Source organism: Hongsoonwoonella zoysiae (assembly GCF_013266695.1).
Taxonomy (GTDB): domain Bacteria; phylum Pseudomonadota; class Alphaproteobacteria; order Rhizobiales; family Stappiaceae; genus Hongsoonwoonella; species Hongsoonwoonella zoysiae.
Window position 1 is genome coordinate 363,590 of record NZ_JABRXF010000001.1, and the last position, 24,549, is coordinate 388,138.

Annotated in this window: 18 protein-coding genes; 1 reads left to right on the forward strand and 17 read right to left on the reverse strand. The window is 60.3% G+C overall.

Translation table 11 applies throughout. The annotated features are described in order from the left end of the window. Nucleotide 1: 1 nt before the first annotated feature. From HPQ64_RS01665 to HPQ64_RS01720, 12 genes are all read right to left on the reverse strand, one after another. On the reverse strand, nucleotides 2-1,348 hold the full coding sequence (locus tag HPQ64_RS01665) for an HlyD family type I secretion periplasmic adaptor subunit (protein ID WP_172886661.1): 1,347 nt from the start codon (nucleotides 1,346-1,348) through the stop codon (nucleotides 2-4). Between the two features lie 55 nt (nucleotides 1,349-1,403). Continuing rightward, on the reverse strand, nucleotides 1,404-3,239 hold the full coding sequence (locus tag HPQ64_RS01670; protein WP_425483804.1) for a type I secretion system permease/ATPase: 1,836 nt from the start codon (nucleotides 3,237-3,239) through the stop codon (nucleotides 1,404-1,406). A 660-nt stretch (nucleotides 3,240-3,899) separates the two neighbouring features. Beyond that, on the reverse strand, nucleotides 3,900-5,930 hold the full coding sequence (locus HPQ64_RS01675) for a hypothetical protein (RefSeq protein ID WP_172886662.1): 2,031 nt from the start codon (nucleotides 5,928-5,930) through the stop codon (nucleotides 3,900-3,902). 137 nt (nucleotides 5,931-6,067) lie between these two features. Beyond that, nucleotides 6,068-7,978, reverse strand: coding sequence for a hypothetical protein (locus tag HPQ64_RS01680; protein ID WP_172886663.1), 1,911 nt, complete (start codon nucleotides 7,976-7,978; stop codon nucleotides 6,068-6,070). A gap of 770 nt (nucleotides 7,979-8,748) precedes the next feature. Continuing rightward, nucleotides 8,749-8,991, reverse strand: a complete 243-nt coding sequence (locus tag HPQ64_RS01685; protein ID WP_172886664.1) for a hypothetical protein — start codon at nucleotides 8,989-8,991, stop codon at nucleotides 8,749-8,751. Nucleotides 8,992-9,101: 110 nt separating this feature from the next. Then, the gene (locus HPQ64_RS01690) at nucleotides 9,102-9,473 is read right to left on the reverse strand and encodes a phasin family protein (protein ID WP_172886665.1); all 372 of its coding nucleotides are present in this window, start codon (nucleotides 9,471-9,473) and stop codon (nucleotides 9,102-9,104) included. A gap of 246 nt (nucleotides 9,474-9,719) precedes the next feature. Continuing rightward, entirely contained in the window at nucleotides 9,720-10,667 is a 948-nt protein-coding gene (locus HPQ64_RS01695; protein WP_172886666.1) for an acetamidase/formamidase family protein, read from the reverse strand. A 13-nt stretch (nucleotides 10,668-10,680) separates the two neighbouring features. Further along, nucleotides 10,681-11,469, reverse strand: a complete 789-nt coding sequence (locus tag HPQ64_RS01700) for a FadR/GntR family transcriptional regulator (RefSeq protein WP_172886667.1) — start codon at nucleotides 11,467-11,469, stop codon at nucleotides 10,681-10,683. Further along, on the reverse strand, nucleotides 11,466-12,455 hold the full coding sequence (locus HPQ64_RS01705; RefSeq protein WP_172886668.1) for an ABC transporter ATP-binding protein: 990 nt from the start codon (nucleotides 12,453-12,455) through the stop codon (nucleotides 11,466-11,468). Before HPQ64_RS01705 ends, HPQ64_RS01700 begins: the two co-directional genes overlap by 4 nt. Then, nucleotides 12,448-14,385, reverse strand: coding sequence for a dipeptide/oligopeptide/nickel ABC transporter permease/ATP-binding protein (locus HPQ64_RS01710; RefSeq protein WP_172886669.1), 1,938 nt, complete (start codon nucleotides 14,383-14,385; stop codon nucleotides 12,448-12,450). The genes HPQ64_RS01705 and HPQ64_RS01710 overlap by 8 nt, the downstream gene beginning before the upstream one ends. Next, nucleotides 14,385-15,329, reverse strand: a complete 945-nt coding sequence (locus tag HPQ64_RS01715) for an ABC transporter permease (RefSeq protein ID WP_172886670.1) — start codon at nucleotides 15,327-15,329, stop codon at nucleotides 14,385-14,387. Before HPQ64_RS01715 ends, HPQ64_RS01710 begins: the two co-directional genes overlap by 1 nt. An 89-nt stretch (nucleotides 15,330-15,418) precedes the next feature. Further along, entirely contained in the window at nucleotides 15,419-16,975 is a 1,557-nt protein-coding gene (locus HPQ64_RS01720) for an ABC transporter substrate-binding protein (RefSeq protein ID WP_172886671.1), read from the reverse strand. 144 nt (nucleotides 16,976-17,119) lie between these two features. Between HPQ64_RS01720 and HPQ64_RS01725 the strand changes: the two genes are divergently transcribed. Further along, on the forward strand, nucleotides 17,120-18,370 hold the full coding sequence (locus HPQ64_RS01725) for a Zn-dependent hydrolase (RefSeq protein WP_172886672.1): 1,251 nt from the start codon (nucleotides 17,120-17,122) through the stop codon (nucleotides 18,368-18,370). Between the two features lie 33 nt (nucleotides 18,371-18,403). On the opposite strand, the gene HPQ64_RS01730 is transcribed toward HPQ64_RS01725, so the two are convergent. The 5 genes from HPQ64_RS01730 to HPQ64_RS01750 form a co-directional block, all read right to left on the reverse strand. After that, nucleotides 18,404-18,919: a winged helix-turn-helix transcriptional regulator gene (locus HPQ64_RS01730; protein ID WP_172886673.1), complete on the reverse strand. Its 516-nt coding sequence runs from the start codon at nucleotides 18,917-18,919 to the stop codon at nucleotides 18,404-18,406. Nucleotides 18,920-18,922: 3 nt separating this feature from the next. Further along, nucleotides 18,923-20,248 carry an SCP2 sterol-binding domain-containing protein gene (locus HPQ64_RS01735; protein ID WP_172886674.1) on the reverse strand — a complete coding sequence of 442 codons (1,326 nt, stop codon included), beginning with the start codon at nucleotides 20,246-20,248 and terminating at the stop codon, nucleotides 18,923-18,925. Between the two features lie 265 nt (nucleotides 20,249-20,513). Further along, complete coding sequence (locus HPQ64_RS01740) at nucleotides 20,514-21,758, reverse strand: ABC transporter substrate-binding protein (protein WP_172886675.1); 1,245 nt, start codon at nucleotides 21,756-21,758, stop codon at nucleotides 20,514-20,516. An 18-nt stretch (nucleotides 21,759-21,776) separates the two neighbouring features. Continuing rightward, a complete protein-coding gene (locus HPQ64_RS01745; protein ID WP_172886676.1) occupies nucleotides 21,777-22,133 on the reverse strand; it encodes a hypothetical protein in 357 nt (118 codons plus the stop codon). Nucleotides 22,134-22,251: 118 nt separating this feature from the next. Further along, nucleotides 22,252-24,549, reverse strand: a 2,298-nt coding sequence (locus tag HPQ64_RS01750) for a beta strand repeat-containing protein (protein ID WP_210260048.1), incomplete at its 5' end; no start/stop codon positions are given.

The following is a 24,549-nucleotide window of genomic DNA, read 5'->3' on the forward strand; positions in this document are numbered from 1 at the left end:
GTCAGGACTCCCGGAACGCCCGGTTCATGGAGTCCTTCAGTGGTCTGATCAGATAGTTGAAGAACGTGCGTTCATGCGTCTTGATGTAAACTTCCGCCGGCATGCCGGGCGTGGGACGGAAATTCTCCACCTTTGCCGCGGAGTCCTTGTCCAGACTGATGCGCACGACATAGGCATCCGCGGAGCCCATGTTCTGATAGGTGCTCTCGTCGCTCGGCAGGGCATCCGCCGAAACGTAGATCACCTTGCCCTCTATCATCGGCGTCACGCGCTGGCTCAGCGCCGTCAGGCGTATCGTCGCCGTCTGGCCCTCGCGCACGTTGTCGATGTCTTGAGGACGCACAGGCGCCTCGATGATGAGCTCCTCCTGAACCGGCACGATCTCGAGAATGGATTTTCCAGGTTCGATAACGCCTCCCGACGTGTGATAGCGCATCTTGACGACGATGCCCTCGTCCGGGGCGGTGATATTTATGCGGCCGAGCACGGAACGTGCCGATCTGATGCGCTCGCGCACGTCGTCGATTTCCGCATTCACCTCATGCAATTGCTCCACCACGTTCTTGATGGCGGTGTTGCGCGCGACCTGCACCTGCTCCGTTATCCGCGCGATACGCTCCCGCGAATCGCCGATTTCGCCGGTCAGCCGGCCGATATTGCCCTGAAGGTTGGCGCGCGCGCGTTGCAGCGCCAGGATCTCCGGCTTGCGGATCAGCCCGCTCTTCAACAGCCCGGTCTTGCCCTCAAGTTCCTCTTCGATCAGCGTGAGCTGGTCGCGTACGGACGACATTTCCGCCTTGCTGCCCGATATCCTCTGTTCCAGGGCGTTGATGCCGTCGATCAGCGTTGCGATCTCGCTTTCCAGGGTGTCGCGGCGGGCCTTGAAGGTCAGGATCTGCGCGTCGATGATGGCGGCGACATCCGGGTCTTTTTCGGCTTGCGCCTGCAGGGGCGACGGAATGTCGACTTCCGGATCCCAGTTCATCTCCGCCTCGAAGCGGGCCTGCACCGCCTGAAGGCGCGCCAGCTTGAGTTCAAGACGCCTGAGTTCGGCACGTGGCGTCGTATCGTCAAGGACGATCAGCGACTCGCCCCTTTCCACGTGGTCGCCCTCGCGAACGAGGATGTCCCTGATCACGCCTCCTTCCAGATGCTGAACGATCTTGTTCTCGCCAGTCGCGACGAAAACGCCGGAGGAGATGACCGCGGCCGCGATCGGCGCGGCGTTGGCCCAAACGCCGAATCCGAGCAGGCAGACCACGAGCAACCCGTATCCGAAGATGGTGGCCCTGCGCGCCGTACGGGCGATTTGCCGGTCCCATTGCTGGTCAATCGCCAGGTAAGACATTTACCGCCGCTCCCTTTCTCTTTTTTCGTCATGCCTCATGCCAATCGAGTTGCCCTCATTTGCGAGTGAGGCTTTTGGCCGAATTGCCCTTGGCGTCCGGCAGGTTGTTGCGCAGCAGCTCCAGCATGTCGTTGCGCTTGCCCAACGCCTGCACCGTGCCGCCCTTCAGGAGCATGATCTTGTCGACGCTCTTCAAAAGCGTCGGACGCTGGGTGATCGCGATCACCGTGATCTCCTTGGCCTTCGCCCGCTTCAATGCACGCGCCAGAGCCAGTTCGCCCGGCGAATCGAGGTTTGAATTCGGCTCGTCGAGCACCACCATGCGCGGATCGCCAAAGAAGGCGCGCGCAAGGCCGATGCGCTGCTTCTGGCCGCCAGACAAAGGCGAGCCGTCAAGGCCGATCATGGTTTCGTAGCCGGCCGAAAACTGCGAAATCATCTCGTGCACGTCCGCGGTTTCGGCGGCATCGAAGATCGCGTCATCGCTCGCGTCCTCACGCATGCGGGCGATGTTGGCCTTGATCGTTGCCGGGAAGAGCTGAACGTCCTGCGGCAGATAGCCCACGCTTTCGCCGAATTGGCGCGGGTCCCAATTGCGCAGGTCCATGTGGTCGAGACGGATGTTGCCGGCCGTCGGCACGATGGAACCGACCAGCATGCGCGCAAGCGTCGATTTCCCCGCCCCGGACGAGCCGACGATCGCCATCGATTCTCCAGGCTCAAGCTCGAAGGAAATGCCGTTGAGGATCACCTTCTTGCTGGGCGGCGGAACGTAGAGCACACGCTCCACCGAAACCTTGCCGCGCGGGCGCGGAAGGCGCAGACGCTCCAGATTGAGCGGCGAGTTGACGAGAAGCGTATGGATGCGGGCGTAGCTGGAGCGCGCCTGAACGAACCCGCGCCAGCCTTCGATCGCCCCTTCGATCGGTGCGAGCGCGCGGCTGCCGATGATCGAGGCCGCGATCAGCATGCCGCCGGTAATTTCCGAATGCAGCGCGAGATAGGCCCCCCAACCGAGGATCGCGATCTGGGTGGTCAGGCGCGAGAACTTGGAAATGCCGGCAAGCATGACGTTGTAGTCCTGCGCCTGGACCTGAGCCTTGAGCGATTCAAGCGTCTCGCGCCCCCAAAGCTGCACCCCTTCCGGGATCATGCCCATTGCGTTGATAACCTGGGCGTTGCGCGACATGGCATCCGCCTGGAGGTTCGCGCGCGTCGCATAGGCATTCGCCCGGCCGAAGGGAACGGCGGTGAATTTCTGGTTGATGAGCGCGATGACCATCAGGATTGCCCCGGCACCGGCCACGATGTAGCCAAGGTCGGGGTGAATCAGGAAGACCACCAGCAGATAAAGCGGCATGACCGGCAGGTCGAAGAACGTGAGAAGCACCGGTCCGGTAATGAAGTTCCTGAGCTGCTGCAGGTCGTGCAACACCTGGTATTCACGGTTCGAGCCGTTCTGGGAGGCTTTCGCCGCCGCGCTCAGCACCGAAGGGCCGAGGCGCGTTTCCGTGTCCACGGCGACGCGCATCAGGATCATGCGCCGGACCATGTCGAGCAGAACATGGACCATGAGAGCGCCGACCACGATGATCGTCAGCATGACCAGCGTATCGGTGCTGCGACTCGTCAGCACGCGGTCCGAAATCTGAAACAGATAGATCGGCACGCAAAGGACGATAAGGTTCACGAAAAAGGAGAATATGCCGATCGTGACGAGGTTCTTGCGGACATTCGCCAAACCGTCCGTCAGGACGTTGCGGAAATTGTCGTCATAAAAACGCTTCTGCATCTTGGGCGCGCGACCGCCGCCCTGCCCGCCACCGCCAGAACCGCCAGAACCGCCGTCGCCCCCGCCGCCGGTGGTTTTGGCCGGCGCCGGGTTGCGCATCTCCACCCTGGCCGTGGCGCCCTTGGCCAATTCCGGCGTCCGTGTCGCCGCGTCGGCGCGCGCCTTCGCGGCGGCTGGCCTATCGGTTTTCAAATCCGGCTTTGTGGCGGCGCCGCCCTTATCCCCGTTTGCGAGAGCGCCTGCCTGGCCCGCCAGCCCGGCCTTCTTCCGTGCACTCTCGGCAGGGTCCGGCGCTTGCGGCGGAGACGGACGCGGCGAAGTCCCGGCCGTCGGCTCCCTCGGCGGCCCTGCCTGGCATCCTTTCCCGGCTTCGACCCTGGAAGGTGCAGATGACGCTTGGGCAGCGGGCGCGCGGCGCAACGGATAAACTTCCGCCGGGGTCCCGACCGCGGATGCGCGATCGGCCAACGCCACGCGGGCGGAAAGCCCCGTCCTCCGCCTTTCGCGAAGCCGTTTTGCCAGGGTATAGACCATGGCGTGCCCTTCCGAAGGAAACGCTTCGGTCTTTCCGCCGGATCCCTGCCTGAACCCGCCCCGGCCAAGACCGTCTTCATGCCCCTTCTTGTTGCTGAGCTCCACCGTTGTTCCCCTGTATTCCGCCGCCTTCGCAAGTCCACCTGCTTGCTTCAAGTCCGGGCGGCGCATTCACCGGATTCCATCGACGATCCGCGCACAGCCGGATCGCAGCCATCGCGACGGTCAGGTCATGACACCTCCAAGCACATCCCCTCCGCTTGCGATGTCCGCGCCGCTCACGAAGCCGCCGCCATCGTCGTCATGGGATACGCCGCCGGACGTATCGACGAAGGCGACAAGCTCGCTCGCCAGTTCGTCGGCATCGCCATATTGGATTTCGTCATCGTCGCCGGCGACAATGCTGGTCTGTACGAGCATGGACTCCTCGTACATCTCTCCGCCCAGGAACTGATCGCTGTAGGAGCCGAAATCGTAGATCGACGCGTAGTTCACGGCCGTATTCGCACCCGTGGACAGATACTGCCCGCCGCCTTCCCCGTCAGGCGAGAAGATCTGCAACGCGGTATCGACGTCGGCGATGACGTTCTTCTGGCAGATGTAGTTGATGTCGTAATAGTCGCCGGTAACGTAAAGGACGTTCATCGTGGTCGACCCGGCGCCGGAAATCTCCCACCAGGTTTCAGGCTGGATGTAATTCGCGTTCTCGACTTCATCGAGAAAGTTTTCCAGTTCGTCCGTAACGTCCTGGTATTCGCCATTCCGGTAGGAATGGATACTGGCCGTGTTGAGCAGGTAGTTCTGCCCCGTATAAACCGACTGCCCGCCGCCGTCCGCCGCCATGGAAGCCGACATTACGTAGTCGGAATCCTCAACGATATTTATTTGCTTGATGTAATTGGCGCTGTGATAGTCGCCCATAACGACGATGAGATCGTAACTCGACCCGAGATCGCTCAGCGAAATCAGGTTGTACTGCCCCGTGTGGTCCACCATCAGGCTGTAGTTGGCCGTGCTCATGGACTGGACTGTTATGTCCGTCGAGGAAACGTGGTTTTCCTGAAAGAGCGTCTTCACATCGTAGAAATCGCCGTGGACCGTTTCGATCTCCCAGTTAAATCCGGTCATGCCGCGATTATTGATTTCGTCGTCGAAGAGAGCCCGGTCGGCAAGTTCCGCGCGGTTCATGGCGACGTTGCCGCCGGTTTTCACCAGCTGGCCGATCCCGTTGCCGGCACCGGCCACGGATACATGGTCATTGTCCATGTAGATGTTGAACTGGAAGATCGCGTTCGTGACGTGCCAGTCGCCCATGACGACCATGGCGCCGCAGGCTTCATTCGCATCGACGATGACAGCCGAGTTCTCGGCGATCTTGCCGCCCACCGCCGCCGCCTGATAGGGACCTTCGTATTCCATCTCCACCGGTTCGAGCGCGCCGGCGTCCGCATTCGTCAGGGATGCGTCTTCGCCGTCTTCCTCCTCCTCATCCGCGAGCGGCCGCGGCATGGCGGGAGGTGCGCCTTCGCGATGGCCGTCCTCGTCGAAAAGGTCGAGTTTGACCTCTACGCCTTCCTCCTGAAGCACGCCGTCGACATAAACACCCTGCACGACTTGCGCAGGCGCTTCACCGGAGGCTGCGATCTCTTCCTGATGGCCAATGAAGAAATCCAGGATTTCGGAGCCGGTTTGCCCCTCCGGCTGATAACTTTCGGGGAAGGCTTCTTCCGCCTGCCGCATCATGGAGGCAAGGCTTGCCTCGACATCGATGGCATGCAGGTCGGCGATCCCGCTCTCCCAGACCACGTTCACGTAATTGCTGGAAAACAAGTGGTTTGACTGGTGGATCTCGATCCACTTCTGATCGCCGCCTTCGAAACGGATAAGATAATAATCCGGCTCGACCATGCCGGGGCCGAAGTTCAGGCTCGCCAGAAATTCCTGCACCTGATCGACTTGTGCCGGTTGAGGGATATCCGCAGCCGGCACATCCGCATCGTGCTTGATCTTGATCTTTACATCGTATGAAGCGTCGGGCTTGTAAGGCAGGTCGTCATGAGGCGCATTGGCGCCCATGCCTTCGAATGTGATCGGCTCGATGCTGGTGAGTTCCGGATCTACACCGAATTTCTCCGCTGTAATGTTCTGCTCCCGGAGGAAGTCCTCATAGGCAATCCTTGCGCGCGCCAGTTCGTCTGCGAGATGCAGGTAACCCGCGAAGTGCCAAATGGCTTCCGTAACGCCGGGTTGATACATGACAGCCTCCTGAATTCTTCATTTAACGAGGCCGGATCTCATTACGACTTGCCTGCAATTCCGGTGAAGCCAGGCAATTTCAGAGACGATTCCGCGCGGGAAGAAACCCGCGCGGAACGCTTTTGCAAAATTTAGGATCAGCTGTCGTCGCTCAGCATGTCGCCAGCGCCATCGCCGCCGGCGATGTTCATGTTGACGCTGTTGTACTGAAGTTGCGCACCGACCACGATGTCGAAGTTGATCGACGAGTCGACATCGATGCGGGAATCGCCGGTCCAATCCTGGTCGACGTTACCGCCGGCTCCGCCAGTGGCCGTTCCGCCGCCGCCGCCGCCGCCGCCGTAACCTTCAGCGGCCAGACCGTCGAACGACATGTCGCCAACCGTGCCGGCTGCACCGCTTGCCGTCGCGGCGATATCGCCGATCTGGGAATCGCCCACCATCGAGTCGCCAGACGTGGCGGCGGTGTCGAGACGTGTGACCTGATCCGTGGTGGCGTCGCCGCTGTCGGCAGACGCATCGACCCTGGAGTCCAGATCGCCGGTGTTGGCATTGCCGCCGTCCGCATCAGCATCCGCATCGGCATCGATGTCGGAATCGGCGTTACCGCCGTCGGCATCGTTGTCGAGCTCGGCGAACTGAATGCCAGCCAGAGCATCGCCCGTGTCGGCATCGGCATCCGCATCTGCATCAGCATCCGCATCGGCGTCGCCGTCATTGTCGATTTCGCCGATCCGGGCAGGACCGCCGGTTGCATCGGCATCCTGATCGAGCGAGGTGTTGTCGACCGCACCGCCATCGCCGCCGTCGGCATCCACGTCGAACTCGTTATCGTCGTTCACGCCGATGCCGAGAAGGCCGAGACCAACCCCGACATTGAGAGCTGTAGGATCGTCGACGTCGGCGTCGCCGCCGTCGGAATCGATGTCGGAACGGGCCACCTGACGCTCGACTTCGCCTTCACCGCCTTCGACATCGATCTCTTCGATCTCGCTTTCGTTGTCGGCATCGGAATCCGCGTCGGAATCGGCATCCGAATCGGCATCGCCGCTGTCGGCCTGCGAATCCAGCCTCTGCGCAACGTCGGTCACGTCGGCGTTGCCGCCGTCAAGGTCAACGTCTTCCACCTCGGCTTCGACATCTTCGATGTCGGCATCGCCACCGTCGGAATCGGCGTCCTGATCGACGTCGATATCCTCGACCTCGGCTTCGCCGGATTCGGTTTCGGCGAGGTTTCCGCCCAGACCGAGCGCGAATGCGCCACCGGTTTCCGCTTCGGCTTCGAGTTCGGTTTCGATGTCATCGACTTCGCCGTCACCGCCTTCGGCATCGGCTTCGATGTCCTCGATCTTGATCTCGCCCTCGCCTTCGCCGCCGTCGCCGCCTTCGGTATCGGCATCGCCACCGTCGCCGCCGTCGTTGTCACTGAACGGATCGACGTCGATTTCCCAATCGTTTTGAATATCCTGGAAAGCCTCGTCGCCGTCGAAGTCGTTGTCGCCGACGTAGTTGTTGACCTGGTTGATGTTGATGTTGTTGCCGTTACCTTCCAGGCCCTGCGTGACGTTCATCGCCTGGGCAACGGACTCGTTGACCTCGTCCTCGATCTCGGCTTCGATCTCGGCATCTTCCATATCGACGACATCCCCACCGAGTTCTTCGGGGAAGACGATGTTCACATCGTTGGAATTGTCGAGGTTGTTGTCCTTGATATTGCCGATCTTCGCATTTTCGAAGTCGGCTTCGGCTTCAACCGCGCCGTCTTCAAGGACGACGCCACCGATGTCATTGTCCCTGAACTCTACGTCGCCGCCGTCGCCGCCATCGCCGCCGTCGCCACCATCGCCGCCTTCGGACTCAGCTTCCTGATCCTCGACTTCGGCTTCGGCAAGGAGTGCGGCCTGAACATCATCGACTTCGGCCTTGTTGTTGCCGTTTACGTCACCGCCACGGGCACCATCACCACCGTCCCCGCCGTCGCCGGCTACCATGACGATGGAATCCTCGATATCGGCATTGGCGATATTGTTGTTACGATCGTCAGCCATTACGGGTACTCCACATACAAAAGGACGCACCCTGCCCGTCGCCATACCGCCTATCTTCTGCGTAGCGGAACTAGCGTTAGACCCAGGTGCAAGTTTTCAGTTGGAAATCGGGATGTCTTGTTTACCGAAGACGGCGTGAGCCGTTGCAACGGTCAGCCCCCCGATCGGGTTGAGGTTCAATACGCACGACCGGATTTGACACCTCCCTTATTGACCAAGTACGGCTGCGCCGCCCCTGGCATAACCACAAGCGATAACCTCGGCACGAAAGTACTCATCCGTGCCATATTACTTAATCGCTGTAGTCCTCAAGACATTCGAAAATATAACCGACCGATACTCTGGTCGATTTCATTTCGTTCCCGAGCTTTTTCAGGGGTATATCCGCGGAGACGCTTACTCAAACACCGGGATACGATTTCCCCACGTAATGATAGTGGGAAGTTTTCTAATTCCGGTCAATTTCGATAAATATTTTCCTCAACATGGATCAATCGCGAGGAACTTGGCGTACCACGAAACCAGTCGGAAATTGGTGAAAACAAGTTCGCCAACAAAGCGATTCCATGCATGCGGATTTTTATGATAAAACTTGAATTGCAATAACCTAGCAAATATCGGGAGAGATGGTCTTGTTAAGAAATCAGGCCCAAAAGCTAAGTCATTAAAGAAACGTCAACGAAACACCCGAATGCGCGCCGAAACCATTTGCCAGCGCCTGTGCGCATCCGGATGTCATGAAATTTAGACATTGTTCAACGTTCAATCGCCTAATGCCGGGCGAGATGGCGGTATTGTTCCTTGATCTCCCGCGCATTCAACCAATGCCCGTCGGCGGCGTGAATAACCGTGTAATCGGCTAGTTCATGCGGAAGCTCGGCGACAGCGAAGCGCACTGCCTCGCGGAATTCACCGGAAAAGCGATGCATGCGCCCTCCGTACCGCTCGATCACGGCGCGCGGCGCACCCAATATCAACACATCCGATGACATCGCCATATCGATCTCGTGCATGGCCTTCTCCATGCCCCCACGAAGTTGAAAAGCAACAACCCAAGACGGCTTAAGCCAACATTTCATCTCCGCGCAGCCCAAAAGAAAGGGGCACGGCACGGCAATTCGGATTATTTGGAAATCACGTCCGGCTGCGCGGCCTCAGTGACCGCCTCCACGGACTTCGCCCCGTTGAAAGCAGCCTCCCGAAAGAGCGTCGAGAGCTTTTCCGATTCCCGAACGTAGTCCTTGAGCGTGGTTTCGACCCATTCCTGGTGAAGCTTGGCCAGTTCGCCCGCGCTCTTGCACTGCGCGGCCGAACGCTGCAGATCGAGGTCCTTGTGCAGCCGCTCGTTGGTGAAGTCTGCGAGCTCCTTTTGCCATTCCAGGCAGGCATTGAAGTAAGCGCGGCCGCTCTCCGCCAGCTTCTCGGCGGCGCCGGAAGACATCGGAAACTCGAACGGCACAGCCGCGGAGGACTGTTTGCCCTTTTGAACACGCATGGAAACACCTCCCGTCGGAATGCGGCCGCGCCTGAAACCGCTGCCGACCGCGTTAATCAACCCGTACTTTTTTGTTTTTATTTGACTGTGGCACGCTTACATCGATCCGATGGCGAGAATGTGTTCAATCTACCGTTTTTCACTAAATTTGAACGTAAATTCACCTCTTGACTTGCAGGAAAAGTAAAAATGAAACCCTCATCAGATGTTTAGAGCCGGGAGGCGAATTTTACTTGGCGACAACCTTTACTCGAATACTACGCGGGGAAAATAGAAGGCAACGACCCAGTTCGGTGCATCGACAACCTCGCTTATGCGCAAATCCCCGCAAACTGAACAAAGCATATAGGCTTCCTCCGGCGCGAGACGGTGTTGAGCGCAGAGCAGGTCGATCATTCCGCTGACCGCATCGCGCGACGCCGCCATCAGATCCGGGCCTATCCCGGTCGTCACCTCGTAACCCTTCGCATCGAGATGCCGCGTCACGGGCCCGGGCGTCGAGAAGCGCGGGAAGCGGGAAGCCGCCCCCTTGACGACATCCACGGTGAGCACGACGTTCATCGCGCTTTCGATGGCCGTGCCGCAAACCTCGCCGTCTCCTTGAGCGGCATGCGTGTCGCCAATGGAAAACAGAGCGCCTTCAATCTCGACAGGAAGATAAAGCTCGGCCCCTGCGGCGATATCGCGGATATCCATGTTGCCGCCCACACGGCGCGGCGGGATAACCGAGTGCCGGCCGGACTCCGCCAGCGCAACGCCGGCAGTACCCGCGAAGGGCTTCAGCGGCACCCGCGCATACTCTCCGAAAAGGGCGGGAGAAGCCGTTGTCCTGTCATACGTCCACAGGTTCAGCTTCGCCTGCGTGAATTGATCGGCGAGCAAGCCGAAGCCAGGAATAATCGCCGTCCATCCAAAGCCGGAAGGCTGAAACTCGTGAATGGTAACCTTGAGCGCATCGCCCGGCTCCGCCCCGTCCACGAAAACGGGCCCGGTGACCGGATTGACCTTGTCCGGATCCATTCGGGCGATGTCGTCGGCCGTGCTTTCACCGGTAAAGTGACCGCCTGCGGCGTCCAGACATTCGAACAGAAGCGTTTCGCCCGGCTTCGCATGGGCTGTCGGCGCAATGGAATTGTCCCAGCCGCAGTGATGGTCGTGGCGATGGATCGTATGCGCCAGCCGATGTTTTCCCATTTCGCCCTCAGCCCTATCCAGCCCTTGCCTTGCCACGCACCCGCATGGCCGCCATTTCCAGCATGTATTTCTCGGCTTCCGCCATGTGGTCATGCATGATCTTGCGCGCCCGTGCGCCGTCGCCGGCCTTCAAGGCGCGCATGAGCCTGACTTGATAGTTCAAGCCCGTCTCGCGCAAGGACGGGTTCGGCTTGCGATAAATTTCCCGGCACTCGGTCATGTCGCGCAAGAGGCTCAGGAGGAAGATGCAGACAAAGCCCAGAAGCTCGTTGCCGGAGCGTCGCGCAAGCTCGGCGTGAAAATCAAGCTCCGCCAGACGCTGCTCGTATTCTTCTTCCGCAGTCTGCGGTTCGTCCTCGTAAAGGCGGATCGTGGCCTGAAGCGCCGCGAACCCCTCGTCGGTGAGTTTTCCGGCGGCGCTGGCAGCCAGCTCCGGCTCAAGAAGCTTGCGAAGCTGGTAGATGTTGGCGATCGAGGGCTGCTTGAACAAGAAGAGATTGTCGAGAAGCTGGATGGCTTCTGCCGACGTCAAAGAGGAAATGAAGATACCGCCGCCCGGCCCGGTCTTGCTGGTGACGAGCCCCTGGATCTCGAGGATTTTCATCGCCTCGCGCAAGGTTCCGCGCGAAGCCTTCATCGTCTCCGGCGACAGCCATTCCTGCGGCAGGCGCTCGCCGGGCATGAGGCCACGCTCCACGACAAGTTCGCGAATCCGGTCGGCGATTATATCCGGGCGCTTACGCCGCCTGCCGGAAAGCGGCGGCAGCGTATCGCCGCCCTCCGGTTCGTTTTGATCCGTCATTCTTCCTTCCCGCCATGGGGATGATAGCAAGCCGCAAGATGCGTGGCTTCCCCGGATTTCGCTTCCAGGGCGGGACGGCTTTCCCCGCATCTTCCGGTCGCATTCGGGCAACGCGCGAAAAAGGCGCAACCCGGCGGCGGATTATAGGGATCCGGCAGTTCCGTATTCGCATCCTCCGGCACCAGGGACCTGCGGCCAGGAGCCGGCGCGGACTGTAGCAGGAGATGCGTATAGGGATGGTTGGGATTCCTGAAAACCTCCCGCGCGGGTCCGATCTCGGCAATCCGCCCGAAATACATGACCGCCACACGGTCACTCACGCTTTCGACCACGGACAGGTCATGGCTGATGAAAACGTAAGTGAGGCCGAAGCGGGTTTTCAGGTCATCGAGAATATTGAGCACCTGCGCCTGAACGGAAACGTCCAGCGCGGACACCGGCTCGTCCAGCACGATCACCTCCGGATCGGCGGCAAGTGCGCGGGCGATGCCGATGCGTTGTGCCTGACCGCCCGATATTTCATGCGGATAGCGGTCGAGGAATTCCGGCGTGAGATTGACCGCTTCCATCAGTTCCTCAAGCCGCCTTTCCTGGCCCTGCCTGTTTAGCCCTATCAGATGGATGAGCGGCGCGGTGAGGATGGTGCGGACCGTCTTGCGCGGATTGAGCGAGGAAACCGGATCCTGAAAGACGTATTGCACCTTCCTGGCCAGCTTTCGCGGATTTTTATCCGCATCTTGGACGATGTCGCGCCCGTCAAGCGTGATCGAACCGCCCGTCGGGCGGTCGAGGCCGACGATGAGACGGGCGAGCGTTGACTTGCCGCAGCCGGATTCGCCGACGACGCCGAGCGTTTCGCCCTTTCGAACCTCCAGGGAAACATCCTGCACAGCATGAACGGCAGGCTTCGGCATGCCGAATATCGTGCGCCCTCCGCCGAAGACGCGCTCGGCACGATCGATGGTCAAAAGCGCGGGCTCAGACATGTTCGCCCTCCTTCACCGGATGTAGGCAACGCACGGAGCGCCCCTCCGCGAACTCCGTCACCGGGATCGGAGCCGCCCGGCAATCGGCCTGCGCTTTCGGGCAGCGGTCGGCGAAGGCGCAGCCTTGCGGAAGGTTGTTGACCATGGGAGGGCGCCCCTCGATCGCGTCGAGCCGGCGCTCAGGCTCGCCCAACACGGGCACGCAATCGATCAGCTTGGCGGTGTAGGGATGTGCGGGGCTGTTCAGGATTTCCTGCGTCGCGCCCGTTTCCACGACCTTGCCGGCATACATGACCGCCACCCTGTCGCAGATGGCGGACACCACGCCAAAGTCATGCGTGATGAAAAGGATGGCGGCATCGCGCTCGTGCCTCAACGTGTTCATCAGCGACAGGATCTGCGCCTGAACGGTGACATCGAGCGCAGTCGTCGGTTCATCGGCGATCATCACCCTGGCATCATTGGCAAGTGCCATGGCGATACAGATGCGCTGGCGCATGCCGCCCGAAAGCTCATGCGGATAGACCTTGAGACGTTCCGACGGATTGGGAATGCGCACGAGGTTGAGGAGATCCTCGGCAATCTTCATCGCCTCCGACCCAGAGACCTGCCGGTGGGCGAGGATCGCCTCCGTCAGCTGGTCGCCGATCGTGAAGAGCGGATGCAGAGTGGAAAGCGGATCCTGAAAAACGTGGGAGACATCGGCCCCGCGAAGCTGGCGGATGCGCTCGTCGCTTGCGGAGAAGAGATCCTCATTGCCCAGGAACGCAGCACCGCCGACGATGCGCCCCGGTGGGGAAGGCACGAGCCCCATGATCGACATGGCGGAAACCGACTTGCCGGACCCGGATTCCCCCACCACGCCAAGGCATTCCCCTTGCGCCAGATGAAGGTCGACCCCGCCGGCCGCCTTATAAACCGTGCCGCCGAGGTGAAATTCCGTACGCAGGTCCTGAACATCGAGGATGGCATCCGCGCGAGGTTTCAAGCCCGATGATGCATCCTTGCGGTCTACCGTCGTGCGCGCCACGGGCCGCGTCAGCACGCCGGACTTCAAGCGTGGGTCCAGCACATCGCGTACGCCGTCGCCGAAGAGATTGATGCTCATGACGAGCACCAGGATCATCAGGCCCGGAACGACGGAGACATGCGGCGCGGTGAAGAGGATCTTGCGCCCCTCGCCCAGCATGGAGCCGAGATCGGCCTGCGGCGGCTGCGCGCCGAGGCCAAGGAAGGAAAGGCCCGCCGTTTCGAGGATCATCCAGCCGATGGTCGTCGACATGGTGATGATGATGACGGGAAGGACGTTCGGCAGAACCTCGATAAAGAGGATCTGCGCGTTCGATTTGCCCGACAACCGCGCGGCATCGACGAACTCGCGCCGGGAAAGGCCAAGCGTGATGCCGCGAATGCTGCGGGCGAAGAAGGGGATATTGACGACAGCGATCGCGTAGAGCGCGTTGAGAAGTCCCGGACCCAGCACGGCGACGATGGCAAGCGCAAGCAGGATGTAGGGAAAGGCCATGATCATGTCGATGCCGCGCATCAGCACGCTGTCGACGCGGCCTGCGGCATACCCGGCGACAAGGCCGATAAGCGAGCCGAAGAAAGCGGCAATCACGGTTGCCGACAAGCCGACGGCGAGGCTGACCCGCGTGCCCCAGACGATGCGCGAGAGAATATCGCGGCCAAGCGCATCCGTACCGAGGAAATGATCGGGTGAGAACGGCGGCATCAGGCGGTTTGCGGGCGCCGTCACATCCGGATCTGCAAGCGGCAGGAAGGGCGCTGCCAAAGCGACCAGCGCCATCGTCACGAGAATGAAGAAACCGCCCGTCGCCAGCGAGTTGTTGAGCAGAAGCCGGATGCTGTCCGGGCGGCGGGCTGTCGCGCGCGCCTTCGGCGCGGGGGAAACGGCGGCCTCAGTCATCAGCGTAGCCTCGGATCAAGCATGGTCTGGACGATATCGGCCGCGAGGTTGAACAGCACATAGGCCGCTGCCACGAAGAGAACGCCACCTTGAACCAGTAGCAGGTCGCGCGTGGAAATGGCCGTCACGAGCATCGACCCGATGCCCGGCCACTGGAAGACGGTCTCGATATAAACCGCGCCCCCCATGACGAAGCCTGCCTGAATCCCGATTACCGGAATGACGCTGACAAGTGCGGCCTTGAAGGCGTGTTTTGCGATCACCTTGCGCTCGGCAAGCCCCTTGGCACGGGCGGTCCTTATATAATCCTGCCGGAGCACCTCCAGCATGGAGGTGCGCGTGAGGCGCGCGATCACGCCCGTTGCAACCACGGAAAGCGTCAACGCGGGCAACACCAGATGATGGATCAGGTCCGGCAGGTCGCCGCCGCCGTAGATCGCGAACATGCCGCTTGCGGGGAAAAGCCGGAGTTTCACGGCGAAGGCCAGAATGAGAAGAAGCCCGAGCCAGAAGGACGGCGTTGATATGCCAATGAGGACGAAGAAGGTGACGATCTTGTCCGTCCAGCCGAACTGGCGAACGGCGGACATCACGCCGGCAAGCAGACCGAAGATCGAGCAGAGCACGAGCGACGTTCCGGCGAGGATCATGGTTGCCGAAAAGCGCTCCACCACCTCGTCAAGGACCGGGCGGTTGAGCGAATAGGAACGGCCCAGATCGCCCTGCAGGAGATTGCCGAGCCAGATGAGATATTGCTGCGGCAGGCTCTTGTCGAGGCCAAGGTCCCGGTTGAGCTTTTCGACGTTTTCAGGCGTCGCGTAGGAGCCGAGAATGGCGGTTGCCGTATCGCCGGGGATCATCGCCATGATGAGGAAGACGATGATCGTCAGCCCGAAAAGCACGGGGATCGCGGCGACGAGCCGCTTGAGGATATAGGCCGCCAAGGCTCAGGCTCCCGTGAAGGTCATAAAGAGGTCAGCCTCCGGCGGAACGGTTTCCGCCGGAGGCGCGTTTTGTAGTCACCGATCCCGCCTCAAGGCTTGGCGACGTCCTGAAGCATCAGGAAGAACGACGGCTGAAGCTTGAAATTCTCCACCCGCGAGGACGTTACCGCATTCTGCTTCCAGTTGGCGACGAACACCCAGGGCGCGTCTTCGTAGACGATTTCCTGCATCTGTTTGTAGAGCTTCGCGCGCTCTGACTGATCGGTCACCTGACGGGCCTTGTTCAAAAGCTCGTCGACCTTCTCGTTGGCGTAATAGCCTGAGTTGAAGCCGCCCTTGTCGGGGAAGGCCTCGGACCTGAGCGCAAGGAAGGGAAGCGTGTCCGGATCATTCGTCATCCACGCCATTTCTGCCATATCGGCCTTGCCTTCCAGTCCTGGATTGACCTTTCCGAGGAAGGTGTTCCACTCGTAGGTCTCGATCTTGACCTTCATGCCGACGGCCTGAAGATCGGCCTGGATGGCGGTGCCCATGGCAACCGGGTCCAGCATGCCCGAACCGCCTTCAGTCACGTAGAACGTCAGTTCCTCGCCGTTGTAGCCAGCTTCCTCCAACAGAGCCTTCGCCTTTTCCGGATCGTACGGATAGGGCTCCAGCGTTTCGTTGTAGGCCCAGGCGAATGCGGGCGGCGTCGGGCTGGAGGCGACTTCCGCCGTACCCTGCAGGATGTTTTCGACGAGCGCGGTCTTGTTGATCGCATAGTTGGCGGCCTGGCGTACGGCCTTGTTGGCGAATGGGCCTTCCTTCGTGTTCAGGATCAGGAACCAGACGTGCGGGCCGGCCTGCTCGTGCACGGTGAACTGATCGTCGCCGCGAAACTGCTGCAGGCTGTCGGGCGGTACTTCCACCATGATGTCGAGGCCGCCGGAGAGCATTTCGGCGATACGCGTGTTCGCATCCGTTATCGGACGGAAGATCACCGCCTCAAGCGGAGCGGCATCATCCCAATAGGCTTCATTGCGGGATACCACGACCTTGGCGTTCGGATCCCACCCCTCGAACTTGTAGGCGCCGGTGCCGACCGGATTGCGGCCGAAATCCTTGCCATGCTGCTTGACCGCCTCGGGCGAGACGATGAGGCCCGTGGGGTAGGCCAGGTTCGACAGGAAGGGAGCGTAGGGTTCCGACAGCTTGAACTCGACGGTGCTTTCGTCAACCGCCGTCACCTCGTCGACAGCGGAGAAGAAGAACGAAAGCGGGAACGGCCCCGTGTCATGGAAGGGGTGGCTTTCGTCCAGCATACGGTCGAAATTGAACTTGACCGCCTCGGCGTTGAAGGGCGTCCCGTCATGGAAGGTCACGCCGGCGCGCAACTTGAAGGTGTAGGTCTTGCCGTCTTCGGAGATATCCCAGCTTTCGGCAAGGGATGGCTCCACCTCCAGCGTGCCGTCCTTGTACCGCACCAGCCCGTCATAGATGTTCACGAGAATGCGGAAATCGTTGACGGCGGTCACGGCATGCGGGTCGAGCGACTTCGGTTCCGCGATCTGGCCGACGACCAGAACATTGGGCGGCGTCTGGGCGGCCGCTTGAAATGAGATTGTCATCCACACGGAGGCGATGACAGCAGCCAGCAGGCGTATCATTGGTGTTCTCCCTTGTCTCCCCTGGTGGGGTAATTAATGAAAATAATTTGCGCAATAGCAAGTTTTTATCATAATAAATTTTAGGTGGGCGCAGCTCGAAAATCGGGTCGCATCCGCTTAAGGTGTTGAAATTCAGGTGGAATAATGCCCTCACATCGCCCAGTCATCGATGGCGCGCGCTTGCGCAAGACCCTTGATGGCATCAATGCCTTCGGCCACAACCCGCAAACGGGCGGCTACAACCGGCAAGGGTTTTCGGATGCGGACATGGCCGTCAGACGCTGGTTCGAAGATGAGGCGCGCGCGGACGGATTTAAAGTGCGCCGCGATGCGGCGGCGAATGTCTTCGTGCGCTACGGGCCGGAAAACAGCCCCTGCATCATGAGCGGATCTCACCTCGATACGGTGCCTGAAGGCGGCGCCTTCGACGGCGCGCTGGGTGTCGCCGTGGCATGGGAGGCCTTGCGCGCGATGCGAGATGCCGGAATGACACCGAAAATCGCCGTGGAAGCCGTGGCAACGGCGGAAGAGGAAGGACGCTTCGGGGGCATGCTCGGCTCGCAGGCGATTACCGGTCAAGTCACCCGCGACTGGATCGAACAGGCGGCGGACGCTTCCGGCGAAACCCTTGTCGCGGCTATGCGCGGACAGGGGCTTGATCCATATGCCGTGCTCGACGCCGCGAGGCCGGCCGGCTCCATCAAGGCTTTCGTGGAGCTTCACATCGAACAGGGGCCCGTGCTGGAGGCGAACGGCAATCCGATCGGCATTGCGCATTCGGTATCGGGCGTAAGCTATATCGCCGTGCGCATGGAAGGGCGGGCCAACCACTCCGGCACGACGCCGATGCACCTGCGCGCGGATGCCTTCAGGGGACTTACCGATGTCGCGGTAGAAATTCCGAATTTGATTGAAAAGACCGGAACCGACCAATCCCGTATCACCATAGGGAAGGTCGATCTGGAACCGAATTTCCCGCACACGATCCCCGGTTTCGCGGAATTCACCGTCATCATTCGCGACACGGATGAGACCGTGATGCGCGCGTTGACGGACGCCGTAAAGGCGAGCATAGAGGCCGCCGCAAGACGGCATGGCCTGAGCCATGTGACAGAGACGAAAAGCTGGCTCGTACCCGTCGCGCTAGACAACCGGCTTGCCGAACTGCTTAGCGAAGAGGCCGGGGCGATGGGGCTTGCCGCTCTGCCCATGCCGTCAGGCGCCGGACACGACGCACAGACCATGCAGTCGCTCTGCCCGTCGGCGCTCATCTTCGTACCAAGCAGAAACGGCATCAGTCACGCACCGGAAGAATGGACCGACTGGTCGGACATCGAAAAAGGCGCGCAACTGGTGCTGAATGCGCTCGTCCGGTTGAGTTGCGAGACGGGTTGACTCACGGACTTCGCTTTACGCGATGAGGTATGGTCAGTCTTCGGTCGTTTCCAATTCCCTCGTCCGACGAGCATCAACACGCCAGCGCGCGATATCGTCTGCCCCCCGCCCCGCGCGCGCAACGATGCGCTGACGCGGCACGATTTCGCCGGTTTCGGGATCAACCATGGCAAGAACCGGCTGACGCCCGGTCTGGATATCATGGAGCTCCACGGGCGGCGCGCCCTTCCCGCTTGCGTCCCACCTGTCGCCCCATTGCAGAAGCGCGACGGTGACGAGCCAGAGGTCCCTGCCCTTCTCGCTGAGAATATACTCGAAACGGGGCGGGCGTTCGTTGTAAAGCCTGCGTTCGACCAGACCGCTTGCCTGAAGCGACTTGAGCCGGTCGGCGAGCGTATTCGGCGGAATGCCCGTGGATGTCTGGAACTCGTCGTATCGGGTAAGTCCGAGCGACAGGTCGCGCAGGATGAGGAATGCCCAGCGGTCGCCGATGGCTTCCAGCGCGCCGGCGATCGAACAAGCCATTCCCTTGTAGCTTTTTGATCGCATGGTTTACCTCGGAAAGCACCTGCCGAAGGCGCGGAACAGGTCCATCGACCCCTTCACGCGAACCTTGCGCAGGATGATAGCCGGAACCATCTTATACTCTCGGTTGAGAATTTTCACCCAAGTATCCGAATCCGCGAATATACGCACATCAGCCTCCCCCAGGTGTCCCGGTTTCACATCAATCGTACCGTCCTTGATCCCGATCGTAGCCTCAACCTCTTCCTTGCCCGTAAACGTCCAGTGATAAACTGCCGAAAGCCCTTTTGAACGGCCCCGCTGGAAAGTGATCGGCAAATAGGCGAGGAACGTTCGCACGTTGCCGATCCTCGTCGACCGACGCACCCGCTTTGCCGTTTTGCCGGGAAAGCGCCGCGCGACATGTTTTTCCGCATCCGAACCGGGAAGCACATAGACCGTTTCGGATTTCTCCGTCAGCGGCTTGACGACTTCCTCGACATAACCCGGACGGTCCTGAAGGAAAGGATTGGCAACCTCCTCTCCGGCTGGGCAAACAGCGATGCAATAGGCCGCCTTGTAGCCGGGCTTGAAGGAGAGCGACTGCCAGATCGAGGCGGTTTCGCCATCCGTGAACCGCTCCCGATACTGCTTCATGGAACTGGAATCGACGACCGCGTCGACCCAATCCGTGAAATTGCCGAGAAAATCCCGGTAGTTATGGGTATAGCAGTTCAGGAAATCGAACTTGCCGTCCGGGCTTATCGCGCCGACAGGGCAAGCGGCAACGCAAAGCCGGCATTCAAGACAGGGGTTGTAATCGATCGGCCGATCGTAGGCATCGGCCTGCGCGTCGATCAGGATCGTACCCAGAAGCACAAAACTGCCGAATTTCGGGTGAATGACGCTGCGGTGAAGGCCGACATGCCCAAGTCCGGCTTCCACCGCGACAGGCTTGTGCGCGACGAGCCAGCCACGTCCGGGAAGCTGAACCTCCATCGGGAAGGCAGCGACCGCATTGCAGGCCGAGACCCCTGCCTCATCCAGCGCACGGACGATCGCCCGTGCCGTATCATTCACATCGTCGTAAACGGCGTGAAATTCCTGGTTTGCGACGGAGCGCGCCGGCGCACGCACAGGCTCACGGTTCATACGCACCATGAAGGAAAGCAGAGTTTTCGCCTTGGGAAACACCTGATCGATGTAGGGCTGCTGATCGGCGATCGCCTCGCGCCCTACCTCGACAAGACCAACGTCATCCGCCCCGTGCTCAAGCGCAAGCGCCTTCAGCCACCCCGCCGTGACTTTGCGGACTGGCGGTTTGGCGGGCGTCTCCTTGAGCTTCAGGATCGTCGGATGCTGCTCTTCGGCCATGGCGGAACTCCAGTGACTATTATATTAATAGTTACTTGAATTCGAGCCTGCGCACAAGCGCCCGCATACATGTGAACCGCCGAAGCGCCGGCTAAATCGACCTTCGGGCTCGCGGCAGCAGGCAGTGCGATGACAAGGAAAGAGAATAGCAGATGGGAACTTGAAGGCAGCGGGACCGGAACGGCAAGCCTGAATGGATCGGCAACAGGAAGAGCTGCTCCGACGACGGACCTGCCAGGTAAAATCGCTTGGCAACGCGCGGGTATCAGAATGTCTTGGGTGCGGGATCGATCAATTCAAAGCCCGTTTGCGCGGCGCGATATATCGAACAATTGCGCTCCACCGAGCCGGAAGCGGAAAAGCGGAAAGCCCCCATCAATCCCTGGAAGCCGGAAGGTGACTTCAAACCTTCTGCGGACAGCGCACTGGCCCCGTTTGTTCGCACAAGGCCTATGGACAGCGCCGCCGCGTCGAAGCCATAGGCCACCGCATCGCTCATCGCCACCCCGTATTCAGCCTGGTATTCACGCGCCAAGCCTCCAATCTCCAGCCGATCAAAGCGGCAGAAATAGCTGCCGGAGGCTCCTGCGCCGGAGCCGATTTCCGGCGTAGCGAGAAGCCACGCATCCGCGGAGAGCATGCGGCTCGCCTTCAAGCTGGCTGCGATGGCACCGGGATCGGCGAAACCCGGCGCAAGCAAGACAGTGCGTGCGCCGGTTATTTCCTTTTGCGCATCCGCAAACGGATCGTCCCGGTTCGCCTCTATCCGGATTTCCCCCGATACTCGCCCGCCTTTGGAAACGATCGCATTCCCGAGCCGCGCCAATGCATCTTCCGGCGCGCCCGCCGGATGAACGAGCAGAATGTCCTTTCGCCCCGCCCCGATCGCGTATGCGGCAACCTCTATCGCACTGTCCACCTCATTCGAAACAAAGGCATAGACACCCTTTCCGCGGGTGGCGTCGTTCGAAACGAGAGCAATGACAGGAGGCAAATCGCCATTGCCGTGTTGGGCTATGGCGCCGAGCTGAGCTTCGTCCGACGGCCCTATGATCAACTTCGCCCCCGCATCGCGAAGTGCTGAAAGTGCCTCGTCGATTCCGGATTTAGTGGGTTGCGCGTTGTATATGGATAGCCGAACGAGATCAGTTCCGAGTTGGCTCGCGGCGAAACGGGCGCCGCTCAGATAACGCAGCTCAAGGTCGTTGCGCGGGCCGGCGAGGCCTGTGACCATTCCTATTGTCACAGCACCTTCGCCAACGGTCTCCATGCCGGGAGAAACTTTGGCCACAATGCCCCTCTCCTCGTCGAACGCCTCGTCGATCGACGAGGACTGACAAGCGGCCATGATGAGAGCGAGAAGCGGCACGCCGCAAGCCATGATGCCCCGTCGGAGGCGTCGCTCGAAGAACGACGACGACCATTCCGGCGCCGAAACTCCGCGTATCGGGAAGCGCACATGGCGGACCAGATCCGGCAGGCGTTTTTGTCGAACGGTGGTTCGTCGCATCGGCGGCCGGATCGCAATTCAGTTCATGTATTGAAGCATTCTCGAGTGAAAGCACTCGCATTTGTTCAGATTGTCTTCGTCGCGGTAATTCGCCCGAAGATATCCGAAAGCCTTTCCGCACGCGACTTTCGCTTCCGAAGCCCAAACAAAGGCCGGGCGGCCGGAATAAATCCACTGAGGACTGTCGGATACCGCCACCGCTTCATCCATGAGACGCACGACTTCACTGGTCAATTCGACGTCGCTCTGGATTGCAAGCAGCTTCGCGTTTTCAGCCACGGGGCAATAATCGCTGCTTAGCAAGTCGGCCGCTTGCGCGCCACTGGCGCAAAACGCCCCCAAAACAAGGCTGACCCCGAGCGCAACTTTCTTCATAAAGCCCTCCAGCTCTATCGCTTTCCGCAATTCCCTATATCAGGAATACACGAATGTCTTCCCGCATTCAAAGAAACGGGCGAACATTTTCGCCCGCTCCACACCTATCTCATCCAGTCTATACGGTTCCCTGCTTGTCGCTACCGTCTTCGTCATAGAGTATGTTCACGCTCGCAGGCGTTACGTCGAATGTTGCAACGGTAACCCAGTTCTCGCCATTGGCGGCGCCATCGGCATCCACCTGCAGTTCCTGGTCGTTGCCGGGGTTGAGACGGACGTAATCGTTCACATCGTCTCCGGCGCTTGCCGACACGAGTTCCGTGAGATCGACGACATCTTCCGCTCCATAGCCGACGATATCGTCGGGATCGATCCCGGCCAGGGCGGACTTGTCGATCACCACCGTATCGACGGCGTCGTCGGTATCCGAAAGGTTGTAGGTGTTGGCACCCGAACCGCCGATCAGAAGGTCGGCACCGTCACCACCGACGAGCAGGTCGCTGCCGGCGCCGCCGGCGAGTACGTTGTCGCCGCCATCCCCTGTCAGAGTATCATCGTAGGAAGAACCTATGATGTGCGGATCCGTACTCGTTGACGTGGCTATCACAAACGTCGGGGAACCCGAATAATCCTGGATCCCTTCTCCTTGCGAAGTAAGCGTCACCGAAAGGCTGCTTCCAGCCGCATCCCCGTCACTGTCGACGATTTCTATCGGAACGTTGAAGTTTACCGGTTCATCTGTTTGAACGGATGCGCCGAAATCGCCGATCTTGTAGGTATTCCCCGAAACCCATCCGTATTCGAGGCTGTTGTATCCATCATTGGTATAAACGGCGATTTCCGTTCCGATGGCCTGAGCACCGCTGGTGCCGACCACACCGGCAATATCCACCGCACCGTTGCTGTCACTATCAAAGGTCACGGTGTAGGAATTGCCATTCACAAGATACGTACCATTAGCCGTAATTAGGGCCGACGAAACGCCGTTGTAGGCGATCACGATACCCGTGATCTGGTCCCTTGTGCCGTCACCTACGATCGTGTTGCCGTCAGGATCGTCATAGGCTGCTACCCTGACCGTCGAACCACCCGTCGCCGTGAACACCGCGGATGCGCCATTCGTCGTATAGTGTCCGTCAAAGACATGATCCCTGTTGGCCGCAGTGTCATAGTCTCCCGGGCCGTCAGCCGGATTACCCCTGAGATCGACCACAAAATCGACACGGAAAACTTCGCTCCCGCCCACCGATGCGCCGCCGCCAATGCCGCCGGCCACCGAGCTGGAGTTGATCGTGCCGTCGTTTACGCCTCCTATCGACGGCGTCAGGAGCAGATCCCTGCTGTCGTTGTCGATCGGTGCGCCAACGGTTTCGGTGTCGGGAATGAAGCCCGACCACGAATTGTTTCCGCCGACAAAGTTGTATCCGCCATCGCTGAAACTGACATCCACCAGCGAATCCACCGCGCCCGACATGTTCACGGTATAGGTCGATGCCGCGGGGTCGAGCACGATCGTGAATATGGTCGTACCGTTCGCCGCACCGGTCAGCGTCAATCCGTCGACGGAAACCGTGTAAAGGATGGGCACGCCATTGGCAGTCAGACCGCTATCGATTCCATTGACGACATTGAACCGCACCGTCCCGAGCTCGTCGGCGCCCACGTTGTTCGCGATATCTCCATCAAGGTCCAGCGCGAAGGTCGCCGAAGAACCCGCACCGTTTTCCACGACTGCATGATCGGGGAAGATCACTGACGGAACATCATTCTCGACCGCAACCTGAAGGCCCGCATCCAGAACGACCGTATCGCCATCCCCGTCCGTTGCCACGAATGCGTTCGAGATATCGATCGTAACGGACTGATCGTCGTCTCCAAGTGCCGTCTCGTGATCGACCTGGTCGAGAAGTTCAAACGTGAACTCATCGTCTTGCGGGGCGGCCGTGCCGCCACCGGCGGTCTGGGTGATCCTGAAGACGGTTCGCCCGTCCGCGGCCACGCCCAGAAGCTCACTTCCGCTCACCTGCCAGGTGAGGGCATCACCCTTTGACGTGACGCCGGAAATGGCCGTGCCGTTGATGCTGCCGTCGTCATTGAGCGTGATCGCGCCGGCCCCATCGGCCCCGAAATTTACGAGGGCGGCGATCGTGGCATAGGTAAAGACGGCCGTCGTGGTCTTGCCGCCTTCGTTGTTTCCCCTGGATCCCTCAATGCCCGGAAGCACGACACCTGGGTTGTAATTGTCCAGCGCGTCTTCATGAACCGTGGCTGAGGCCGTGGTGTCGATGTTGATCGGAACATCGTCGACGATGTCGATGGTGATCGTGCCCGTCACCGTGTTGCCGTTGGCATCCGTTGCCGTGTAGCCGTAGCTCTCCGCGCCCGTCTCCGTCTGACCGCCGTTGTCCGCGTCAGG